21 protein-coding genes and 1 pseudogene are annotated in these 18,715 nt (G+C 53.2%); 11 read left to right on the forward strand and 11 right to left on the reverse strand.

Going from position 1 to position 18,715, the window contains the following annotated elements; genetic code table 11:
* Nucleotides 1–22 precede the first annotated feature (22 nt).
* Nucleotides 23–460, reverse strand: coding sequence for a hypothetical protein (locus tag AYB31_RS21815; protein WP_174237170.1), 438 nt, complete (start codon nt 458–460; stop codon nt 23–25).
* A gap of 82 nt (nt 461–542) precedes the next feature.
* Here AYB31_RS21815 and AYB31_RS06995 point away from each other — a divergent pair, with 82 nt between their 5' ends.
* Nucleotides 543–833: a helix-turn-helix domain-containing protein gene (locus tag AYB31_RS06995; protein ID WP_013715607.1), complete on the forward strand. Its 291-nt coding sequence runs from the start codon at nt 543–545 to the stop codon at nt 831–833.
* A 10-nt stretch (nt 834–843) separates the two neighbouring features.
* Nucleotides 844–1,077: an AbrB/MazE/SpoVT family DNA-binding domain-containing protein gene (locus tag AYB31_RS07000; RefSeq protein ID WP_041769753.1), complete on the forward strand. Its 234-nt coding sequence runs from the start codon at nt 844–846 to the stop codon at nt 1,075–1,077.
* Nucleotides 1,078–1,213: 136 nt separating this feature from the next.
* Here the strand turns inward: AYB31_RS07000 and AYB31_RS21970 are convergent, their stop codons facing one another.
* Together AYB31_RS21970 and AYB31_RS07010 are read right to left on the reverse strand one after the other, a co-directional pair.
* Nucleotides 1,214–1,456 (reverse strand): BPSL0761 family protein, encoded by a 243-nt coding sequence (locus AYB31_RS21970; RefSeq protein WP_041769455.1) that lies wholly within the window; start codon nt 1,454–1,456, stop codon nt 1,214–1,216.
* Nucleotides 1,457–1,577: 121 nt separating this feature from the next.
* Nucleotides 1,578–1,967: an antitoxin Xre/MbcA/ParS toxin-binding domain-containing protein gene (locus tag AYB31_RS07010; protein WP_082805232.1), complete on the reverse strand. Its 390-nt coding sequence runs from the start codon at nt 1,965–1,967 to the stop codon at nt 1,578–1,580.
* A 248-nt stretch (nt 1,968–2,215) separates the two neighbouring features.
* Here AYB31_RS07010 and AYB31_RS07015 point away from each other — a divergent pair, with 248 nt between their 5' ends.
* From AYB31_RS07015 to AYB31_RS07030, 4 genes are all read left to right on the forward strand, one after another.
* Complete coding sequence (locus AYB31_RS07015) at nt 2,216–3,391, forward strand: SAVED domain-containing protein (RefSeq protein WP_068827131.1); 1,176 nt, start codon at nt 2,216–2,218, stop codon at nt 3,389–3,391.
* Entirely contained in the window at nt 3,391–4,644 is a 1,254-nt protein-coding gene (locus AYB31_RS07020; protein WP_068827133.1) for a nucleotidyltransferase domain-containing protein, read from the forward strand. The genes AYB31_RS07015 and AYB31_RS07020 overlap by 1 nt, the downstream gene beginning before the upstream one ends.
* Before the next feature lie 292 nt (nt 4,645–4,936).
* Entirely contained in the window at nt 4,937–6,412 is a 1,476-nt protein-coding gene (locus AYB31_RS07025) for a ThiF family adenylyltransferase (RefSeq protein ID WP_330220002.1), read from the forward strand.
* A complete protein-coding gene (locus AYB31_RS07030) occupies nt 6,409–6,900 on the forward strand; it encodes a Mov34/MPN/PAD-1 family protein (protein WP_068827137.1) in 492 nt (163 codons plus the stop codon). Before AYB31_RS07025 ends, AYB31_RS07030 begins: the two co-directional genes overlap by 4 nt.
* On the opposite strand, the gene AYB31_RS07035 is transcribed toward AYB31_RS07030, so the two are convergent.
* Nucleotides 6,897–7,445 carry a 3'-5' exonuclease gene (locus tag AYB31_RS07035; RefSeq protein ID WP_068827139.1) on the reverse strand — a complete coding sequence of 183 codons (549 nt, stop codon included), beginning with the start codon at nt 7,443–7,445 and terminating at the stop codon, nt 6,897–6,899. The genes AYB31_RS07030 and AYB31_RS07035 overlap by 4 nt on opposite strands.
* An 86-nt stretch (nt 7,446–7,531) precedes the next feature.
* Between AYB31_RS07035 and AYB31_RS21700 the strand changes: the two genes are divergently transcribed.
* The gene (locus tag AYB31_RS21700) at nt 7,532–8,428 is read left to right on the forward strand and encodes a hypothetical protein (protein WP_068827141.1); all 897 of its coding nucleotides are present in this window, start codon (nt 7,532–7,534) and stop codon (nt 8,426–8,428) included.
* Between the two features lie 29 nt (nt 8,429–8,457).
* On the opposite strand, the gene AYB31_RS07045 is transcribed toward AYB31_RS21700, so the two are convergent.
* Nucleotides 8,458–9,429: a site-specific integrase gene (locus AYB31_RS07045; RefSeq protein WP_068827143.1), complete on the reverse strand. Its 972-nt coding sequence runs from the start codon at nt 9,427–9,429 to the stop codon at nt 8,458–8,460.
* A 182-nt stretch (nt 9,430–9,611) separates the two neighbouring features.
* Between AYB31_RS07045 and AYB31_RS07050 the strand changes: the two genes are divergently transcribed.
* From AYB31_RS07050 to AYB31_RS07055, 3 genes are all read left to right on the forward strand, one after another.
* Nucleotides 9,612–10,613: a DNA-binding protein gene (locus AYB31_RS07050; RefSeq protein WP_068827145.1), complete on the forward strand. Its 1,002-nt coding sequence runs from the start codon at nt 9,612–9,614 to the stop codon at nt 10,611–10,613.
* 63 nt (nt 10,614–10,676) lie between these two features.
* On the forward strand, nt 10,677–10,883 hold the full coding sequence (locus AYB31_RS21070; protein WP_082805233.1) for a hypothetical protein: 207 nt from the start codon (nt 10,677–10,679) through the stop codon (nt 10,881–10,883).
* The gene (locus AYB31_RS07055) at nt 10,873–11,244 is read left to right on the forward strand and encodes a hypothetical protein (RefSeq protein ID WP_068827155.1); all 372 of its coding nucleotides are present in this window, start codon (nt 10,873–10,875) and stop codon (nt 11,242–11,244) included. The genes AYB31_RS21070 and AYB31_RS07055 overlap by 11 nt, the downstream gene beginning before the upstream one ends.
* On the opposite strand, the gene AYB31_RS07060 is transcribed toward AYB31_RS07055, so the two are convergent.
* Complete coding sequence (locus tag AYB31_RS07060) at nt 11,241–12,311, reverse strand: competence protein CoiA (protein WP_068827157.1); 1,071 nt, start codon at nt 12,309–12,311, stop codon at nt 11,241–11,243. The genes AYB31_RS07055 and AYB31_RS07060 overlap by 4 nt on opposite strands.
* A 189-nt stretch (nt 12,312–12,500) precedes the next feature.
* Here AYB31_RS07060 and AYB31_RS21385 point away from each other — a divergent pair, with 189 nt between their 5' ends.
* Nucleotides 12,501–13,604, forward strand: coding sequence for a hypothetical protein (locus AYB31_RS21385; protein ID WP_153020661.1), 1,104 nt, complete (start codon nt 12,501–12,503; stop codon nt 13,602–13,604).
* Here the strand turns inward: AYB31_RS21385 and AYB31_RS21075 are convergent.
* The 5 genes and pseudogenes from AYB31_RS21075 to AYB31_RS21390 form a co-directional block, all read right to left on the reverse strand.
* On the reverse strand, nt 13,590–14,591 hold the full coding sequence (locus tag AYB31_RS21075) for a hypothetical protein (protein ID WP_236715516.1): 1,002 nt from the start codon (nt 14,589–14,591) through the stop codon (nt 13,590–13,592). The genes AYB31_RS21385 and AYB31_RS21075 overlap by 15 nt on opposite strands.
* A gap of 42 nt (nt 14,592–14,633) precedes the next feature.
* Nucleotides 14,634–15,044: pseudogene (locus AYB31_RS22240) on the reverse strand (TniQ family protein); the annotation flags it as partial.
* Nucleotides 15,045–15,046: 2 nt separating this feature from the next.
* Entirely contained in the window at nt 15,047–16,033 is a 987-nt protein-coding gene (locus tag AYB31_RS07065; RefSeq protein WP_068827159.1) for an ATP-binding protein, read from the reverse strand.
* 11 nt (nt 16,034–16,044) lie between these two features.
* Entirely contained in the window at nt 16,045–17,931 is a 1,887-nt protein-coding gene (locus tag AYB31_RS21080) for a DDE-type integrase/transposase/recombinase (protein WP_082805235.1), read from the reverse strand.
* Nucleotides 17,928–18,557 (reverse strand): hypothetical protein, encoded by a 630-nt coding sequence (locus tag AYB31_RS21390; RefSeq protein WP_153020662.1) that lies wholly within the window; start codon nt 18,555–18,557, stop codon nt 17,928–17,930. The genes AYB31_RS21080 and AYB31_RS21390 overlap by 4 nt, the downstream gene beginning before the upstream one ends.
* Nucleotides 18,558–18,715: the final 158 nt, after the last annotated feature.

Consider the following 18,715-nt stretch of genomic DNA (forward strand, 5'->3'; position numbering starts at 1 on the left):
ACCGAGAGAGCCTGCGCCCATCTTATGCAGGACAGATCATCGAACAATAGACCTGGCGCTTGGCTCCGTCCTGTGAGTACTGGCAGTCCCTGTGCGAGTAGGTCTGGCCTGATGCCGTTTTGAAGTCGTAGCCCAAGACTCGTTCGTCTGGATCATAGACCCTTACCAGCTCGGTCAGCCTCTCCATTGTCCAATCATTGGACCCATTTATCCTTGCGGGCAGCACAACCTGGACTGCCTCGACTAGCGTCCCCTCGGCGCGCTTTTCTAGCATGTGCTCCAGCTCTTCCTCAGTCGGAATCAGAAGCATCGTCCGCCATGAGGTGGTCTTCCGGCGGCGATTAATCACCACGTAAAACCAAGGGCGATGCTCCTCGAGCTCGACGAATCGCCACATTTGGAAGTCATCTCCAAACAACGGCGGATACGCGATTTCAGCGCGCTTGTACGTGAGAAACATCAGCACACCCCTTTTTAAGCTATATATAGCATAGCCCAAGAGACGCTAAAAAGGCTTCATCGTTCCTTTTGCGAGACAGCAAATGGAACTCAATGAAGCGCTTGGTCTGGTGATCAAGAATCTGAGAAATTTGAAGGATCTACCCCAGGAAGGGCTGGGCCCCAGCCAGAGCTATATCAGTGCAATCGAGCGCGGCAAGTGGAAGCCATCGATTGAAAAGGTTGAGCAGATTGCCGAGGTTGTCGGCATTCATCCTTTGACGCTGCTGGTTCTGGCGTACCAACGGCAGACGCCTGGACTGAAGCCAGATGAACTGCTGAAAAAGATCCAGCGAGAAATCATGAGTCTTCAGAGCAGCCTTTCACCTGAGTAGGTATGTGCAGATGAAATCGATGCAGGTGGTAATCGAAGACTGGGATGGTGACGGAGCTATTCGCATTCCCGACGAGGTGCTCCAAGAGCTGGGAGTCGACGTCGGGGACAGCCTTTACCTCATTGAAGAGTATGTCGGTACCGCCCGCTGTCTTGTGCTCAGTAAATCGCCACAGATCCCTGATAGGGTTGATGAGCTGGTGAGCACCTGGGAAGCCTCCGCTCCAAAGCCCTCTTCAAAATAATCTGGTTTCGCAATCCCCCTGCAGCTATTCTGTGTGTGCAGCCCAAGAGCTTCCTCTCCCGGGCGCTGTACCGGTGATGAAACTTGGTTCGAGGCGGCCCCTGAGGCCGCCTTTATCATTTCTGCGGGATGAGAACCTAGTCTGTAATTGAGGAGCTGAAAACTGGCCCCATTGCGCCCAGTGGCAAGGTCTCCGACTGCTCTTCTATTCGCCCCGCCAGGAACACATCGTCCTGCGTAGGGAAGTGCCGCAAAAGGAACTTGGCATCTCGCCGTACCTTTTCAGGCAGGCTGCTATCTCGGGACAGTTCAACGAGAAAATCTCGCGTCTTTATCACAGCGCGAGAGCGCTCATTCGGCATTGTCATTTCCGTCTCCATGAATACCAGGACTCCTCTGGCAGCATACGCTTGGAGTCATGACAGGTGGCCGATGCTGACGCAACTGGGCGGCAAGCCAACGCCTAAGATCTCTTTACCGAGAGCAAAAGCAGCGAGTCAGTCAAACCGGTAGTCCGTACTCAATAGAGAGCAACACCTGGTGTACAGCTCGGCCACCGAACTCGGTGCTCAACAGGGAAACGGGCTGCACGTTTCCTAGCGCAATATTTGGCGACGTGAGCCAGCGAGTCGCCGCGACTTGATCTGACTCCACGATGTTCATCAGCTCGTCGACAAGGTTCGCCAGCCGACAGAAGGCCTCGCCCTCCGCAGGAGTCATGAGGGAAACCGTTGGAGTGATACCGATCCAGCCTGCCACGACGCAAGAATCAATACCCAGCTCTTCCGCCAAACGCGTGGTTAGCTCAACCGGGAGTCCTGCCATGGTCGCCTGATGCAGGCCCTTATGGCTCTGGGGAAGCCCAAGTCGCTCAATAAGACTTTTCATCATGGCAACCTCTGGTTGTGATGTTGGCACCAGTCCCGGCACTGGTACTGATTAACTCACGGATCGTCCTAGCGCTGCAGCAGATGGAGGTTCCATTCATGCACTGAAACTGCTCGCAGACCGCAGGTCATTTGCGACGCTACCTTATTTGAACTGCTTAGCTTCACGCCCCTTGAATTCTGGCTTGATGACCTCATCTGCTCTTTAAAGAGCCAGTGCGTATTCGGGATTCAGGTGCCCAAGGAGGGCAAGTGAAAGAACAAGAAAAGTCTAAGCCTGCCAACGGGCGTTACGATACCGATATTGAGACGAAGCGCATCGTCTGGATCCAATCAGCGGGGCATTGCGAACTCTGCGGAACGGATCTCACGTACGACTATCGTGCTGGAAAGCCCATGAAATGGGGCGAGGTAGCACATATCTTGCCTGCCAGCCCGAAGGGGCCAAGGGGGCGAGATGACCATGATGAAGCTAAGGCCGAGTCGCTCACCAACGACACGGCTAACCTCATGCTGCTCTGCCCTGGCTGCCATGAAAAAATTGATCGCGATGCTGATGGTTACCCTGAAAGCGATCTGAGTGGCCTGCACCAGGCGTACTTGGAGCGAATTCGGCTGGCCGCAACCACGCCAGACGGCGGCAGAGCCATTCCAGTGATTGTGCAAAGTCAGCATTTCGCGACGATCAATGACATCCCTGTTCGTGATCTGTTGGGTGCAATGTCCGCAGAGGGGCTAACTGCATTCGATCATGCCATCAAGATCACTTTTCCTGCTCCGAGTCATCGTGGCAGAGATGCTCACTACTGGCAGAGCATCCAGGACGGCGTTCAGCATGAGTTAGAGCAGCAGTTAAAGCGTCGTGGAGGAGCCTATGGTGATGCCCCTACGTTGGCCGTGGTGGGATTGGCAGACATTCCTGCGCTGATAATGCTGGGACAATCCTTAGGCGATCGATCCAAGCGCCTGCTCTTTTCGTTCCACCGCGAGCATCAGCTGCGTTGGCCTAACCAGTCAGCTGAGCCACCGGAGTTTTTGTTCACTCCCCCAGCGGATGGTGATGGCCCGCTTGCGCTGGTGCTGTCGATCTCCGCCCAGGTCCCCCTTCGCGACGTCGAAGAGGCATTACCTGGCGCTCGTATCGCAGAGCTAAGCATCCCAGAACCGAGTTACGCGATGGTTCAGAATCGTCGCGTGATTCACGCTTTTCGCGATGCCCTACAGATGCACTTGAGCCGACTTGAGGCAATGACGGCGGAGACGATCCATGTGTTCGCGGCGATTCCAGCTGCGCTGGCGATTGAGTTCGGTGCCTTGCTTACCACGCAACACCAACACGCCTACCTGATTTTCGATCGAGATAAAGACAAGCAGAACAGGTTCACGCCAACACTACAGTTGGGCCACCAGGCCCAGGAGGTTCGTTGATGTCCATGAGCAATGAACAGACCAAGCGCGGGAGCTGGGAACACTTCCTGCTTCGTGCAGCACGGGAGATCTCACTGTCGGAAGCACAGTACGAGAAGATCAGTGATCGATACGCCCAGCTACAGAAGGTTCTCAGTGCATCCGACAATCCGCTACTGGCAGAGGCACATATTTTTCCTCAGGGCTCCATGCGCCTGAAGACGACGATCAAACCCGTTTCGGGTGCTCCTGAAGATCTGGACACCATCGATGCGGACGCCATCATTTGGCTTCCACATGCCCAGGGGGCTGGCGCTCAAGAAGTCCTAGATGCCATCGAAGAGCGATTCAGGGCTGGCAGCCGCGTCCAGGAAGAAATCAAGCCGCTGCGTCGCGGCATCCGGATCGTCTATGCCGACGAAAACCCCGGATTCCATATCGACGTCACGCCAGCGCGTGCCATTAATGGGAACTCTCAAGGCAATGGCGAAGGTAAGCTGGAAGTGCCAGACCGGGAGACTGGATGGAAGGCCAGCAGCCCCATCCCCTACTCTAACTGGCTGCAGGTCGCTTCAACCCAGACAATCTCCTTCGAGGAGCACCTGGCCGTCGCGAAAAGTCAGCGTGCCTTTGATGCCGCCACTCAGGATCCGTTGCCTCACTATGAGGAGTACCTCGATCAAGACCCACTTCGGGCGACGATCAAGCTGCTGAAGCGGCATCGGGATGAGTGGGCCATTCGGACAAAGAATGAGAGCTTTCGACCTATTTCAGCAGTCATCACAACACTCGCCACTCATGCCTACCTTGACGTGGCGAAAGAGTCTCAGTCGAAACCGCTAAGTCCGCTGGACGCGATCCTCGAAATCGTCCGCAGAATGCCGGATCACGTCAAATACCGGGGGAACGAATGCTTGGTCTGCAACCCCGCAGACAGCGGTGAAAACTTCGCGGAGAAATGGAATAGACCGAGTGAGGGGCATCGCTACCGCCGGGCCTTCCAAGACTGGCACTCGAATGCTAGCGCATCCGTATCAATGGGGCTTGAGAGCTTCGAGTCTGCAGAGGCTTTTGCCAAGGCAGTTAAGGAAAACTTTGGCATTGGCCCTACCTTCATCTCGGCAGTGAATAGCGAAATACCGCCCAACTGGACAATGCCTGGTCGGCCTGATGGCACCACCCGAAACGCTACGTCGATGGGCGCACTGTTTGGCGGTGTCAGTGGGACAGCAAACTCTCAGGAGGATGTGAAGCCAGTTGAGCGTCTTGGTTGATCAGACAAACACGCTTCTGCAGCGGGGCATAGCCGCGCTGCGAGGCGCTCTTGGTGAAGACGCCGCACTTGCACTGCTTCAGCCTGCACACACGCGGGCTGACGAAGCTGTGAGCTACTACTTTCCTCTGCCAGTTGACTACACGGGGACGGAGCGACGGCTACGCCTCAGTTTTCCGACAAACTTTCCCCGCGGAGGCTTAAGGCTCATTGTCGAGCCCTCGCCGTGGCTTGTATGGCCCCACGCCATGGAAGTTGGGCTGTGTCTGCATGGCTTTCAGGAGCGCCCAGTGATGGGCTCCCCTGAATATGTCGTATCGGATAGCTTGGCTCGCTTACGCAAGATCGTAAGCTTGTCCCAAATGGGGTCATGCGCGGCTACACGGGATGCCGAATTTCGGCGCGAAATCACATCCTATTGGTCGAGGCAGCAGGGGCTTTCTCTACAGAACCTTATTCTTCTGGATCGTCCGCAGGCGGCATCGAGGCTATTTGCCTTAAGTGATCCTCGCCAAGCTTTGCCGTCTGGCCAAGAAACAGTCTGGTTAGCGACAGATGTGTCATCACTAAAAAGGCATTGCAAACGTACGATTGGCCGATCTCCGATCATGCGTGCGCCGGAGACTCCTGGCTTCTATGCAAAGCTTCAGAGTTATCCAGATCTGCGCATTCCTGCCCCTGAGTTACTGCTCGCATGGCTAGCTCCTCACCTTGATTCCGATGATTGCGCGCAGCTGTTGGCTTGGTTCAATGAGCGAGGCTCGCTAGCTAACCGCTGGATTGCTTTGGAGCTTCCTGGTGATGCCAGTGCCCCGATCTACTGCCTTAACGTTCGCGCTTACGGGCCACAGCTAGATCGAGGGTCGAAGTTTTACCTGCGATCAGCTCGGCGCCGGCCTGCAGTTGCGGTTAATCATCCCCCAGTTCTGATCCGAGCAACGACACTGGATGTGCTGGATCGGACAGAGATTTTATCCCGCGACCTCAGCGGTGTGGCACAGATCCTAGAAGGGGCTCGCGTCGTTTGTGTTGGGGTCGGGTCATTGGGCGGCACGGTTTCCCTACAGTTGGCACGCTCGGGCGTTGGACATCTGACACTCATTGACCCGGACTACCTAGTGTCAGCGAATCTGGGCCGGCATGTGCTCGGTGCTGATGATCTAGGCCTGGCCAAGGCCGAAGCCCTTCAAGAACGAATCCGTAAAGACCTACCCACCACGGAGGTTGTTGCATTCTCAACCTTCGCCGAAGTGGTGATGTACAGGAATCCCGAGGTATTCGAAAAAGCGGATCTGGTGATAGTTACCACTGCTGATTGGCCCTCTGAGGTTGCTCTCTGGAATTCCAAGGCGAATGGCACCTCTTGGGGGCTGCTCCAGGCCTGGAGTGAGCCTCATACTCAGGTAGGACATGTGCTCCTTGCGCCATCTGGTGCATTTGATGCTCGAGGTCTATTCACAGAGAAGGGTGATTTTAGGCACAAGTTCACCGAGTGGCAGGAGGGTGGCGTCGTCGCCCTTCCCGCCTGCGGAGAAAGCTTCATCCCAGGAGGTTCTCTGGGAATGGCTAACGTTGCTTCGATGGTTTCTCAGGCCGCATTGCGCGCACTGAGTGGCGGCATCGAAACCCCGCTTTGGGTCAGCAGCATCAACAGCCCCCACGACGTGGCGACGCTGGGAGGAAAGTACGTCGGGCCTGAATTGCCTGTTGGAATGCGGCAGGCTCAACTGGAGCGGAGTTGGCCGGAGCCAATGGAGGAAGCTCAATGACGGCAATCGCCTGGCAATGGAGTTGGCCGGGGGTGGACACTCATCTGTTGGTATCGCAGGACGTTGCGAATCTGCTGGAGGGCTATCGGCAAAGGCGCTTTGATGTGGAACGCGGGGGGCAGCTGTTTGTCGACCCCTCAAGCGCTGCCGGATTGGTACTTGCCTTGGCGACGCCCCCCCATAGAGATGATCGGGCTGGAAGGACGTGGCTGGAATTGAATGCTCACCGCTGCCGAGACGAGATTGAGCGAGCTAATGCGACAGGACTCCGCCTGGTGGGGTACTGGCATACCCACCCGCAAGGCATTCCTATGATCTCTCCCACCGATATCGGGAGTTTTTCCAGGTTTGCAGCGCGCTACACACAAGATCTGCCGCATCCGCTGGCAATCATCGTGGGCAATGCCAGCAGCCCTGAAGGCATAAAGGCTTGGTCGTTCAGGGCGGGCCGCTATGTTGAGGCTACATGGAGTGGCTGGCCTGGTTAGCGGCTGCGCCCTTCTGCCAGCATTAACCCGAATAACTCCGCCTGAAATCGTGCGTCATCTAATGCGTTATGGCTCGGTGAGCTTTGGGGCTTGAGTCGAGCGGTCATTTGGGAGGATTTGGTTTCCTTCCAGCGGCAACCGGTAACCCCCATGTAATACGCCTTCATATCGATTGCGGTGAACCCAAAGGGGTTCGCCCCAGAATACTTGTGGAAGTAGTAATTGATGAAGGACCAGTCAAATGGAGCGTTAAGCCCCACGAAAATGACTTTCTGATCTGCTGGGCATACCTGGGTCAGCCATTGCTCCAGCTTGTGCATCGCTACCTGTGGAGCAAGCCCCTCGCGAGCCAGCCTGGTTAAATCAAGTCCCGTCACGGCCACAGCCTCCGGATCGTGCTCTATACCGTCAGGCTGAAGCTCAAGATAGATTGAACGGGCCGGCTCTGTAACGAGGCAGGCCCCAATAGAAAGCAGGCTAAAAATGCCCGGCACTGGCCCGGAAGTTTCGACATCGACGGAAACATAAAGCTCGTCGCTCACTATCTCACCCCTTCTAGTTCAATCTCTTCGGACAGTATGCTGGGCGGCGAATAAGGCGAACATCCCCAACCCATGGAGAAGTATGCGTCATGGACAACGCTCGTGATCGTGTGACACAGGAAATTGTGGAGGCCGAAGACCTCAAGCTGCTGGCGTCAGTCAACGCGGATGGGTACCTGTGCAGCGGGTGCATTACCCAAGTGTTCCCCCGCTCTTACCGAGCGGAGAATCTATACCGTGCCCACTTTTTCATTCTCGACCCTCACGGCCAGGATTGTGGGGTAGAGGGTGAAAAGAAGGTCATTGCTCGCGGCAAGCGTGGGAGTGTCCAACACGAGTTGGAGACCTCCCCTGGTTTGTCCCCCGCCCGCTTACAACTGATTGATGCTCGAACGATCGTAGACCCCGTCTTGCCTCGCACGGAACAACGAACGCAAAGCGTCAGTCAGCAGGACGCAACAGGCAACAGAGCTCGCAGAGAGGGACGGCGCGCAGCCAACAGTATTCGCCCGATCTGCCGTGCATTTTTACGCTTCCCCTACGATAGGCATCTCTCGCTAGAAGTCCCCGGCGTCGCCCCGAAGACCTATCAAACCGCCTTCAAAAAACTCCGTTCTAAAGGTTTTGAGCGGTTTGCCCAAGCGCGTGTGTTCTATGGCGAGTTGGCATGGTCACAGGCCATGGAGTCGCCCGAGCACCTGACCATCTCGCTCAATGCGGGGGAATGGGTAGATGGAGAGCTTTCGCCCTACCAAGTGCTCGTCCACTGGCGCGAGTGGTCAGCGGTAGCATGCGGGCGCCTCAGGAATGAGCTAGAAGTAGCCCGCAAGGAGGGCATGGACGCCAAAAAAGCCAAGCAAACATCGCGCAGCTATCTCTTCTTTGTTGGTGACCAAGACGATAAGAACCCGGCATTGTTCCATGTGCTAGATCATCGGCTTATCTGCACCCTGCACGGCGATCTGGTGTTTCCTCCGCGCAAGTAATCGCAACAGGAAGATCGTTGGCGGTGCGGCTACGGCAACCTCTCCGGGTCAGCCAATACCCTATCGGGGATGGGCTGTGGCGCACTCAGCTGCCCCGGGAACACCCCGACGCTTTCGACATAGCGTAAGGCCGACTGGCCATCGCTCCAGCCTACATATTGCATCAGCGCCTTGAGATCCCAGCTATTGCGCGTGGCCCAGGTGGCAAAGCCGCGGCGCAACGAATGGCTGCTGTACAGCTCCCCTGGCAGCCCTGCCGCCTGCAGGGCGGCGCGCAGGAGCGGAACGACACTGTTCGGGTGCAGCCCCTCGTCACCCAGATGCCCCCAGCGATCGATACTGCGGAACACCGCCCCCCTCGCGATACCGGCTACGCTGATCCAGTCGACGTAGGCCTGTACGGGACACAACCTGGCCAGCGCCGGCGCGCTAAAGGTTTGGCCACGGCTGTCCCGGTCGCCTTTGCTCCACGGCAGAAAGAGCTGCATCCCCTCGCCGGCCCGCACCTGGATGTGCTCGACCTGCAGGCGGCATAGCTCATCGCTGCGAAACGCTCGCCAGAAACCAATCAGAATCAACGCACGGTCGCGGCAACAGCGCAGCAACCGCGGCCAGTCGTCTTCCGCTCGTGCCCTCCCCTCGGCCTGCTCCAGCCATTGCACGCACTGCTCAAGTTGGCGTAGCTGCAACGGCTCGGCCTGCTTCTCCTGCCGTGGGTGCAGCGTGCGAATGCCCTTGAGGATCTGGCGGACCAGCGGGGTCTTGGTCGGATCGGGGAAACCTTGGCTGGTGTGCCACTGCGCCAACGCCGCCAGACGCAGCTTGAGGGTGTTGCTGGACAGCGTGGCGGCGTGATCGACCAGGTAGCGCACGATGGCATCGCTGGTCGCCGGCAGAAAGCCGCCCCAGGTCACCTCGAAGTGCTCGAGCGCCTGCTGGTAGCTGCGCCGGGTGTTGGCGCGGGTACCGGCCTGCAGGTACCGCTCGATGTCCTGGCTCATCTGGGCATATCCCCTTGGTGTACCGGTGAGCGACTGTCGAATAACGAAAAAGTCGTCTCACCGTGGATAATTCGTGATTACCCAATTCTAGAATATTGAAGGATTAGAAAGGAAATTCTTGATAAAGTGCTATGTATCTACATGGTATGTACCACAGAACGTAATCGTTAGGAGTCGCACTCATGGCCCGCGGGGGAATCAACAAAGCTGTCGTGCAGAAAGCCAGGAATGACCTCCTCGTTCGCGGCGTTCATCCCAGTATTGATGCGGTTCGCATCGAACTGGGTAACACCGGCTCCAAGAGCACCATTCACCGCTATCTGAAGGAGCTGGAGGCAGAGAGCAGGCCGGTCTCGCAGAGCGACGCGCTGAGCGCGCCCTTAACGACCTTGATGACCCAACTGCTGGATCAGCTGAAACAAGAGGCGCAGCAGTCCGTGGCCGAAGCCCACGAAGCTCTGGAGCGCGAACGCTCGGCAGTGCAGCAAAAATCGATCGTGCTCGAGGCCCGGATGCGAGACTTCGAATCGCAGTGCTCAGGCCTGGCTCTACAGCTGCAGGCGGCCCAAGAGTTGATTCTCCAGGAGCAGCAACAGCGGCAGGCCGTCGAAGTCGATAACGCCCGGATGGTGCAATCTTTACAGGATCTGGAGGTGCGCATCAGGGAGCGCGATGAGCGAATCCAGTCGCTCGAAGACATGCATCAGCACGCCCGTAGCGGCATGGAGCATTACCGCCAAGCCAGCAAGGAGCAGCGAGAACAGGAACAACGCCGGCATGAAGCCCAGACCAGCCAGCTTCAGACCGAGATTCGCCAGCTGCAACAAACGCTGATGATCAAGCATGACGAGCTGACACAGCTAAACCGTGACAACGCACGACTACTCACCGAGGCGCGACAGCAGCAGAAAGAGCAACATGCACTGGAGCAGCTTGTCACCCAGAGGAGTCAGATGCTGGAAAGCGCTCAGAGCACACTGGCGAGCATAGAGCGAACGAATGAAACACTCGAACAGGGCTACCAGACCCTGCAAAGAGAAGTGGCTCGACTTGATAACGACAGCAGCGTGAAGACAGAGCAAGCCCAGCGCCTGCAGCAACAGCTAGCCGAAGCTACCGCAAAATTGAAGGAACTCGGACATCTTTTGCCGCAAGCCGATGAGCCGCGACCCTCAAAGGGTTAGTACAGGTAACTGCCTAACTAGCCCGTCCAGGTACAACTAAGTATTGGCTCAACAGGAACATCAATGCCGACAAAAGACGAACTGCGAGAGATCCTAGCGCGCCAGGCAGGAGAATTTCAGCATGCTGGCGGCGAGGTTGTTCTCTATGCCGCCAAGAGCGAGCCCACCAAGAAGCCCTGGAAGAAGAGACCAAGCCTGCTCGATGAAGCCTTCCAGCGAGATCTGGAGAGATCGGAAAAGGAACTTCGAGACAAAGTCCATGAGCCCTGAATCCTACTCCTGCATCGCCGCTGGCGGCTTGCACATCACTGTGGAAGCAATTGCCGTCTCAACCAGGTGGTTCACTGCAGATGACAAGCCCTGCGCAGTTGTCCAGGTTCTAGGCAACAAAGGTGGGCCAATGGGCCACCAGATCCAGTCGCAGCCCTACCCTATCTTCGAGCTCGACGCAGAAATGGAGGTGTACCGCGAACTGGCTGCGTTCTTCGACCAGCACCCCAGTACACCGGCCTGCAGTAAGTTCAAAGCCGACCTTAAGCCTGTGACAAGCTCAGGGCGCTACGTCGTGCATTTGCTCGAAGTGCTTGAGGTCTGCACCCCGGCCGAGATTTCGCCGCCCACAAGATCCTAATATGTGTGCTCCGTATCCAGGGAGTCATGATCGAGCCGCCATTGCTGCAAGCTGTGGCTTATGCCCCACCAGTTGGCGGCTTTCACCAAGCTTGCACTGACCTGGATAGTGCAACTGGCAACTTTCCTTTGCGCATAGGCGGCCCGCTGGACGGTCTCGTCTGGAACCTTGGCCTCGCAGTGCGGACAAACATCACTCGCCACCATCGAGACCGGTATCCCGCAAGCAAGCAATTCAGCGCGAAGTGCCGCTGAGGTTGAGAGCGTTCTGTAACTAAGCCAAAAAGGTTCCCGGCTCGCTTCACCATTGACGATCAGCAGGGACGTAACCTGATGGTCCCGCCTGCAGTAAAAGCAGTGCGCCGGCGAAGCGTACTGATCGATCACTGCACGCTCGCCTGCCTTGATACTGCCAAACCAAAAACGCCGATTGAGTAATGCTCGTATGAACTGAGCTATGGGAATCCCCTGCAAACGAAAAATCGGGGCTGGTGGTGAGCCATCGGCTTTGTGATGGATCATCATCTGCTTGGCATAGACCTCATAAGTGCCGTCCGATCGCACGCCGACTCTTACCGCAGGGATTTGCTCTCGCACCAGAAACTGCTCCTGGCGATGAAGCCAGAGGGCTTTAACACCTACGGACTTGTACTTGGAATGCCGTTCTACAGTGACCTTGTCGCTTTGCCGGCTCCACTGAACCTCGATCGCAAACCTTGACTGGCCACGGGAAGCCATAACGTCGGCCACCCACTCCTCCCCCTCGCGAGACTCGCCCCGTACCTCTGTTTCAGCTACCCAGCCGTTCTCAATAAGCGCTTCGCATACCTGCTGCTTAATCTCCAGATGCTCTGCAGACTCCGATGCCGAAGTGCAAGTGCCTCTGACTTTGTGCGCAAAGAACCGGGTTCCGCGCTCGCTCTTCTTCAAGACCACACCGCGGCCGCAGCAGGGCATGCTGAGGTGCTGAAACTGGGCGTTGGACTGCCGCAGCGCCTCCCACTCCCACTCGCTCATCTTGAATGAATGGATGCTCTTCCTATTTTCGTCGATGCAACGTAGGGGCATAGCAACTCAATAGCCAGTTAGGGTGGGAAGATCAACCAGGTCGTCCGGTGGCGATAAATGGAAGCGCATACCGGCTCATGGTGCCGCAGAGGATCGTACCCACAACCGACACAGTCATAGCTAAGCTCAAATACGAGCATGGTCGCGCAGCGAGCTCATGCCGTTTCCATAACAACACGCGATCGTAGAATGAACCAGCCAGACGAAGACAAACCTAGGGCAAGCGATGCGGAACATTTCGCCTTGGACTTTCCATACCGGAAATCGGTAAAGATCCGACGAGATCTGAAGCACTTCGATCTCTGGTTGCGAGCAACCTACGAGATCACGATCGATAGGCCAATCCCTTTAGCCTTTGTCTACAAAGACTTCTTTCTCAGCCACGTCGCGCTCTATCCACACCCAGCGATGCCAGGGCGTTTACTCTCGGCTGAGCTGGAGAATGAGTTGCGTAGGTCGGGGTTATTAGAAGCTGATGAGCTTAGTTGCCAGCAGGTAGCATCGATAATTTTATCCGTCATTCGCTGGCAACAGCATCGATACAAGAAAATAGATGCGAAAAATTTGTTGCAAGAGCTTTTACCGCTTTACCGACAATTTCAATGGATGACGCGTAACAAGGAGCTTACATATCAATCAACACTAAAGTCATCACGAGTTCTTAATGTATTCCGTCGCCACCTGGCACAAAGCACTCAAGCTGAGCGCGACCTACTCATGATTTTGCTTACCTGGGGTTATGGCTTTAGTCAATCAGAGCTTGTGCAGCTGAACATTGATAGCCTTCAAATAAATCGCAGGCCTTTAAATTGGACGTATCTCCGCTCAGATGCCCCTGTAAAACTTGATCATATGACAGCTGTAAGCATGTTTACCCTTCTTTGCGAAAATGTTGATTTGATGGATCTTAAATCACACTGGCTTATGAATCGCCAGGATGGCGCGCGCTGGAGAGTCCTAACCGAAAGTGAGATTGAGATAATTTTAGAGCGCCATTATCGATATGCCGGTGGCCTTTATGGATTTGATTATTATTATGTCCCCGGCGGATCAACAACCCCCGATCTATTGCCGCAGGAGGAAGCTGCATTTACCAAAGCGCTAAAACGCTTCACAAAGGACCTCTTTGCTGTTCCGGGTTCGACTGAAGAGGAGCACGAAGATGATGACTGGGATGCTGCTGTCCGAAAAATTTCGCTACAGCGAATCTCAGCAGAAGCAGCATCCGGGATCCATGACGAGCAAGTCGATTGGGATGCATTCATCCAGAATAAAGGCTCAAGTATTAATTAGCCGGAAAACCTTAAGCCAGCTTTTACTGTGAAAAGGCCGTACCTCATCAGGTGTAAATTCCGAGTGATTTTTCTCGCAGCTCGTTTTCCATGAGTGCGCCGATACGAATGTCATGCTTGGCGGAGTACCAATTTGCTCACTGAAAATTACAGCCCAACATACTGGATGCAAGACTCGCCGATATGGAACATCAGATTCCGGCGTGCCTACACCTTGGATCAACGCCCCCCTTTGCTCCATCTGCCGCTTGAACAACGTAACAATTTCACAGCCCAGCATTTGTCGAAGCAACCAGCGCTCGGCTGCAGGACTTACTAGCCGGAACAGGCTATGCCTTTTCTTCTCTACAATCCAAGCAGCCATCTTCACCCTGCTGCCAAGCGCCGAGTGCAGTAATTCACATGGTACCTTGGCATGACGCCAATAGCACAACCAATCAATGTAGGCGAGCACAGCATAATAATCAGCGGGCAGTGCAACCCCCTGAATTTCACGCCACAACATAGTTAACGACTTATCAGTTAAACGGATCTCAGCGAGATAGTTCTTTTTGAAATTCCTAAAGATCGACTTTGAAATGCCCACCAACTCACTGACTAGAGCTTCACTCTCCGCAACCACCTCCTCGCGCTTTAACTTAGCGGAGTGGAAAAATGTAGGGTATTGGCGCGGCGCAGATTGAAATGATGGATCACAAGCCATTGCTTGTAGATCAGCAAATAGATCTACTTCAACTCGAGCAAACTGCTGCACAGAATGCGACAACTGCAATACATTATCGCAATGAAGTTCCGTGGGGCCGACAATATCGAACGCAAGGTATTTACCCTCTCCACCTAGCATTCTGTGGAGCTGTCGCAAGCGTGACATGCCAGGGGCACTGATGAATCGCAGCGATTGAGGGTCACGCCCACTTCCGAGCTGGTGACCGCAGCGCCAACAGCCGTAAGGATGCTTAAATAAAGCGGCATTAAACTCGTAACTCATGTTTGCGCCGCAATGCCGGCAGTGCCCCAGCAATTCAGTCAAATGTACAGGGCAAGCCTCAATGAGTTCATATTGAAATAGCGTATAGTGCCGACCTTGCGACAAGCAAATGGGGCAATATCGGAGCACAGAAGCGGCGTGTCGGTCAGAGTCAATATAAGTGGGCACAAGAAACAAAGATTTGGCCTTCTGCGGACTCAGGCCAAATAGGCCTTGCAAGCCAACGAGCCCTAAGGACTCAGTATGAGCCAAATTTTTGAAATGCTTAACTCTGGGGTTCTGAGGGTAACAATGTTGCTTAATGATTTTAACCAGCGATCCACCCGCGACGACATTAAACAGCCCAAACCTACAGAGAATAGAATAAATCGACTCGTATGGAATAGACCGAGGCCTTATACCGCAATACCTCGGACTCGAGCGTAACAACCCTTCGCGCAGGGTGATAATCATATCTAAGCTAACGTGTTCGCTGTTTTAGAATTTCGAGTAGCAACCGCGAACCAAGACTCCTCAATAATCGACATACATATCGCTGGAGAAAGTGAGAAGCTCGCACTATCGCTCTCGTAATATTCAGTCAGGAGAATCTCGATGGTTTTTGTAAAGTACTTCATCGGAATTTCCATGTCTGACTTGATCCCCAATCCCTTGTAGGATTCTTTAAACGCATCCCAGAGCATATCTCCATAATCTTGCAGCCGAAGTCCAGCAGCAAATGCGTCAGGGAAGAAGAAGCGCGTATATGACCAATTACTCCCCTCCGGGTAAACGGCGCTATCATAGTAGCCAAGGCACTCCTTGAAATCCTCTTTGTCGCGAATACCTCGAAATGAGTGCTCATAAAGAAGAAATCGATTAACTATTGCCTCCCCCTCCTCACCAGTTTTTAACAAGGTTTCTTTATGGCCGAGCAATTGATTCTGGCCAACCAAGATAGGCAGTAGCGTGACACTTTTCTCCATCAAGGCGTTGTAGATGTCTTTGATCCAGTCATAGTGGATCGGCAGCAATCTTGACGCTTCATCAATGAATATAATAAAAACTCTGCGCGGATCATTCAGTGCTGCGTCAATAATGAAATTCTTTAGTCTAGATTTTTTGATGCTAATGCTGCAATGGTCTTCCCATTTGGCATGCCCTACAACTTCCAATAATGAGGTATAGAAGCCGCCCTTACTGGGAGACAGCTCGCGCTCAGCAAAAAAAATAGCAACTGGAACATTTGGAAAATCAATGTTTAAACATTGCCTGCAGTACAACATTGCTCGCGTTTTACCGTAGCGAACTCGACCATAAATAACTAGCCCAGAGTCGAGTCGTTTAATTGCCTTCAGTACCATGGCATATGTTTCGCCGATGGAGTACGTAGGCATTAAATAAGTTTTACTGCTTATTGGGTGCTCTTCGATTCGGATTGGTCGCATATCCTTGATATCCATATCCTATCCTCTCAGAGTGTGAAGACCTTGGTCAGCTTAATACGCTGTGGATTAAATTTCTCCAGCGCATCATTGTTACGCACCTCGGCTAAAGGTCGCTCCTCACCAACACGCCCCGTTTCCTTGTATAAGGTGGTAGCAACTCTTCGTGAAACGTCACTAGTTGTTGACTTTAAACGCCGAAAAGCCTCAGTTGGTGTTTCATTACGTGCGAATTGGAATTGCCCTTCTTTCGTCGCTTTCCACAATTCGCTTCGTACTTTGAGGCTATGCGGCTGCAGGTACCAAGGATGAGGTGCTCTTAATACTCCTACAAAGGTGCCATCCTCATCCAAGAGCCGGAGAAATGAAATATCCTCACGCGAGTACTCTACGAACATATGCCTACCAGCAGAGTCACTTCGAAGTACGTCAGGATTTTTATACTTTAGGTATGCAAAATTAACGTAAGCACCGCCATACTTTGATGAGGTTCGTACGATTACCGGCTCTCGAGCCATTGTAAATAAAGCTGGATCCCTGAGAGCCTCAGCCAATGTATTGGGCGGAAGAGAGTTCTGATCGCCACAAAGACAGAACACCTCCAGCGGCGAATGCCCTTGCAACGATGAATGGGGGCGGCCGTTATAGTCCGAAATTAAAATATCAATGCTACTTTTCAACTCATCCAACGTTAACAGCAGCTTAAGTGGGTTATTCGATTTGGGGGATAACCGCTCAATGATTGCATCTCGGCTATCACTTCCTGTCGTGCCAATTAACCGATGCGAATAGTGCTGAACAACAAATAGGAAAAATCGCTCAATGATAGCCCGATCATTAGGTGTGTGAGGCCGCCCAAACTCCGCAATACATCCTACTCGATCATGCAGAGCTCGGACGACGTTCGTGGCCTTGTGAGCCCAAGCATTATCAAGCTTGAGAGTTGACCAAGTTTCCCAGGCATATCCGTGCTCGCTTGGGAACCCTCCCGCTGTTGAGTAATTAATATTTGGTATAACCGTAGGTAGCTTTTGATGGGGGGCTAGGCTGTTGAATATAGCCTTTAAGAGATCAATCTGGTCATACGTATGGCCTAGGGCAATGGAGTATCCCAACACGCAGCGCGAAAAGACATCAATGAGTAAAATTAGCCAAACCCGCAAGATTTCATATCTGACTGGCTGCCCGAAGCTGTCTAATTCTTCAATGACCAATCGTATATCGAGCATGTGCCCATCAGTCTCCACTTGCTGCAAAATATCGGTAGGAGGAACGTTGTCATTTGTATCAGAGGTGCTTCTTGCTTTATCGTCCAGAGCTTTTAACTCTCTGTTCTTCGATTTTAGATATTCCCTCAAGGCCGAGCGGGCACGCGTCTTTCTATTAAACGGATAGTGATCATTGCCAATTTGCAATAATTCGCAATGCGCTAAGAAAGCATTATGTACAACGTCGAAGTTATCACCACCTTTGCTTCTTGGCTTATAAGCTCGAGCAGTCTTTTCCAGCCAAGGCTTTATTTCAGGATGCTCACATATCAGCTTGCTAAATGCCCCTGCATCTCCTCGAGCCACTCCATTATTGGAATCGTCTAGATCTTTCTCGCGATTATATTTTCTATCGCCAGTGCGCCTATATGGAATGGCACCTTTGAAGCCTACTACCACTCCATCAGCATCTAACGTAAGGCATCTATTAATAGATCTATACAATGTTGCTCGTGGCAGACCATACGTATCCTCTACCTCACGTAGAGTTGCACCATTTTTCAGGTAGGCTCGAATTGCCTTTATTCTGTTGTCTGTCGCCGCTCTTATATCCTCAGCAATAAGCTCGATATCAATGCCTCTCCACGCATCACATGAGTTCCCTGCGGCTAGAAATTCACTGCGAGAGAAGCGAGTAGAGTCATTCATGCTTTTAGCCGGACGATATCTAGCTTCGTTAATCCACTGATTCTTTTGCAACGCACATCAGATAGCTCTACCCTGCCCCGTCTCACAAGCTCAAATAGTAACGCCGCCGCGCTCTCTCCATATTGAGCCTGCAAGCCACCTACTGCGTCACTTATTGTTCCCCTGCTTCGGTCAATCGAGTGGGATGCAAACTCAAGATTTTTATCCGTAAAGATCTCTCTGTATTTGTTAATATATGAAATCATACAAAGAAGATTCTCCACGTACATCTGTTCTTCACTCAGACATTTTGCACCTAAAATCTCAAACGCAATGTCATTGCTTTTGCAATACTCGCTTATCTCACCCTCAGCACTCCCTGGAACTTCACGACTAGAAAATATAAAATGCAAGACACCATGCACTTCGTACTGAAGTGCAACTGATATTTTTTTGTGCTCTAGGTTCAACACCACCTGATTTGCAAGTATTTCCGTGGCATAGGGGTTAAACTCAAGCTCAGCCCAGCGCCAAAAACTCGGCCGGCAGTAAAGCCTTACTTGGGAATCCCTCTTAGGGCTGTACGCTAAAAACTCAGGTGCGCCTGCAGGCCTACCCTTTGTTTCCAATGTAATAAAGGCTGCCACTTGCTTGGCCTCTTAGCTTCCACGCTACAATTACCTGGAAAATTAGTAACTTACAAAAGTTTCACATTTGCAGGACAAGCGTGAGAGTTTCAAATTCTCAGAAATTATGGTGGCAATTTTTACATCGCTCAGATTTTTTTGAGATATGAAGTGGCTTG

The sequence above is a fragment of the Pseudomonas sp. BMS12 genome, from assembly GCF_001592875.1.
Classification (GTDB): Bacteria; Pseudomonadota; Gammaproteobacteria; order Pseudomonadales; family Pseudomonadaceae; genus Aquipseudomonas.

Coding starts and splice junctions, on each gene's coding strand:
- AYB31_RS21815 (WP_174237170.1), bottom strand. CDS start 460: ATGTTTCTCACGTACAAGCGCGCTGAAATCGCGTATCCGCCGTTGTTT.
- AYB31_RS06995 (WP_013715607.1), top strand. CDS start 543: ATGGAACTCAATGAAGCGCTTGGTCTGGTGATCAAGAATCTGAGAAAT.
- AYB31_RS07000 (WP_041769753.1), top strand. CDS start 844: ATGAAATCGATGCAGGTGGTAATCGAAGACTGGGATGGTGACGGAGCT.
- AYB31_RS21970 (WP_041769455.1), bottom strand. CDS start 1,456: ATGGAGACGGAAATGACAATGCCGAATGAGCGCTCTCGCGCTGTGATA.
- AYB31_RS07010 (WP_082805232.1), bottom strand. CDS start 1,967: ATGATGAAAAGTCTTATTGAGCGACTTGGGCTTCCCCAGAGCCATAAG.
- AYB31_RS07020 (WP_068827133.1), top strand. CDS start 3,391: ATGTCCATGAGCAATGAACAGACCAAGCGCGGGAGCTGGGAACACTTC.
- AYB31_RS07025 (WP_330220002.1), top strand. CDS start 4,937: ATGGGCTCCCCTGAATATGTCGTATCGGATAGCTTGGCTCGCTTACGC.
- AYB31_RS07030 (WP_068827137.1), top strand. CDS start 6,409: ATGACGGCAATCGCCTGGCAATGGAGTTGGCCGGGGGTGGACACTCAT.
- AYB31_RS21700 (WP_068827141.1), top strand. CDS start 7,532: ATGGACAACGCTCGTGATCGTGTGACACAGGAAATTGTGGAGGCCGAA.
- AYB31_RS07045 (WP_068827143.1), bottom strand. CDS start 9,429: ATGAGCCAGGACATCGAGCGGTACCTGCAGGCCGGTACCCGCGCCAAC.
- AYB31_RS07050 (WP_068827145.1), top strand. CDS start 9,612: ATGGCCCGCGGGGGAATCAACAAAGCTGTCGTGCAGAAAGCCAGGAAT.
- AYB31_RS21070 (WP_082805233.1), top strand. CDS start 10,677: ATGCCGACAAAAGACGAACTGCGAGAGATCCTAGCGCGCCAGGCAGGA.
- AYB31_RS07055 (WP_068827155.1), top strand. CDS start 10,873: ATGAGCCCTGAATCCTACTCCTGCATCGCCGCTGGCGGCTTGCACATC.
- AYB31_RS07060 (WP_068827157.1), bottom strand. CDS start 12,311: ATGCCCCTACGTTGCATCGACGAAAATAGGAAGAGCATCCATTCATTC.
- AYB31_RS21385 (WP_153020661.1), top strand. CDS start 12,501: ATGAACCAGCCAGACGAAGACAAACCTAGGGCAAGCGATGCGGAACAT.
- AYB31_RS21075 (WP_236715516.1), bottom strand. CDS start 14,591: ATGAGTTACGAGTTTAATGCCGCTTTATTTAAGCATCCTTACGGCTGT.
- AYB31_RS07065 (WP_068827159.1), bottom strand. CDS start 16,033: ATGGATATCAAGGATATGCGACCAATCCGAATCGAAGAGCACCCAATA.
- AYB31_RS21080 (WP_082805235.1), bottom strand. CDS start 17,931: ATGAATGACTCTACTCGCTTCTCTCGCAGTGAATTTCTAGCCGCAGGG.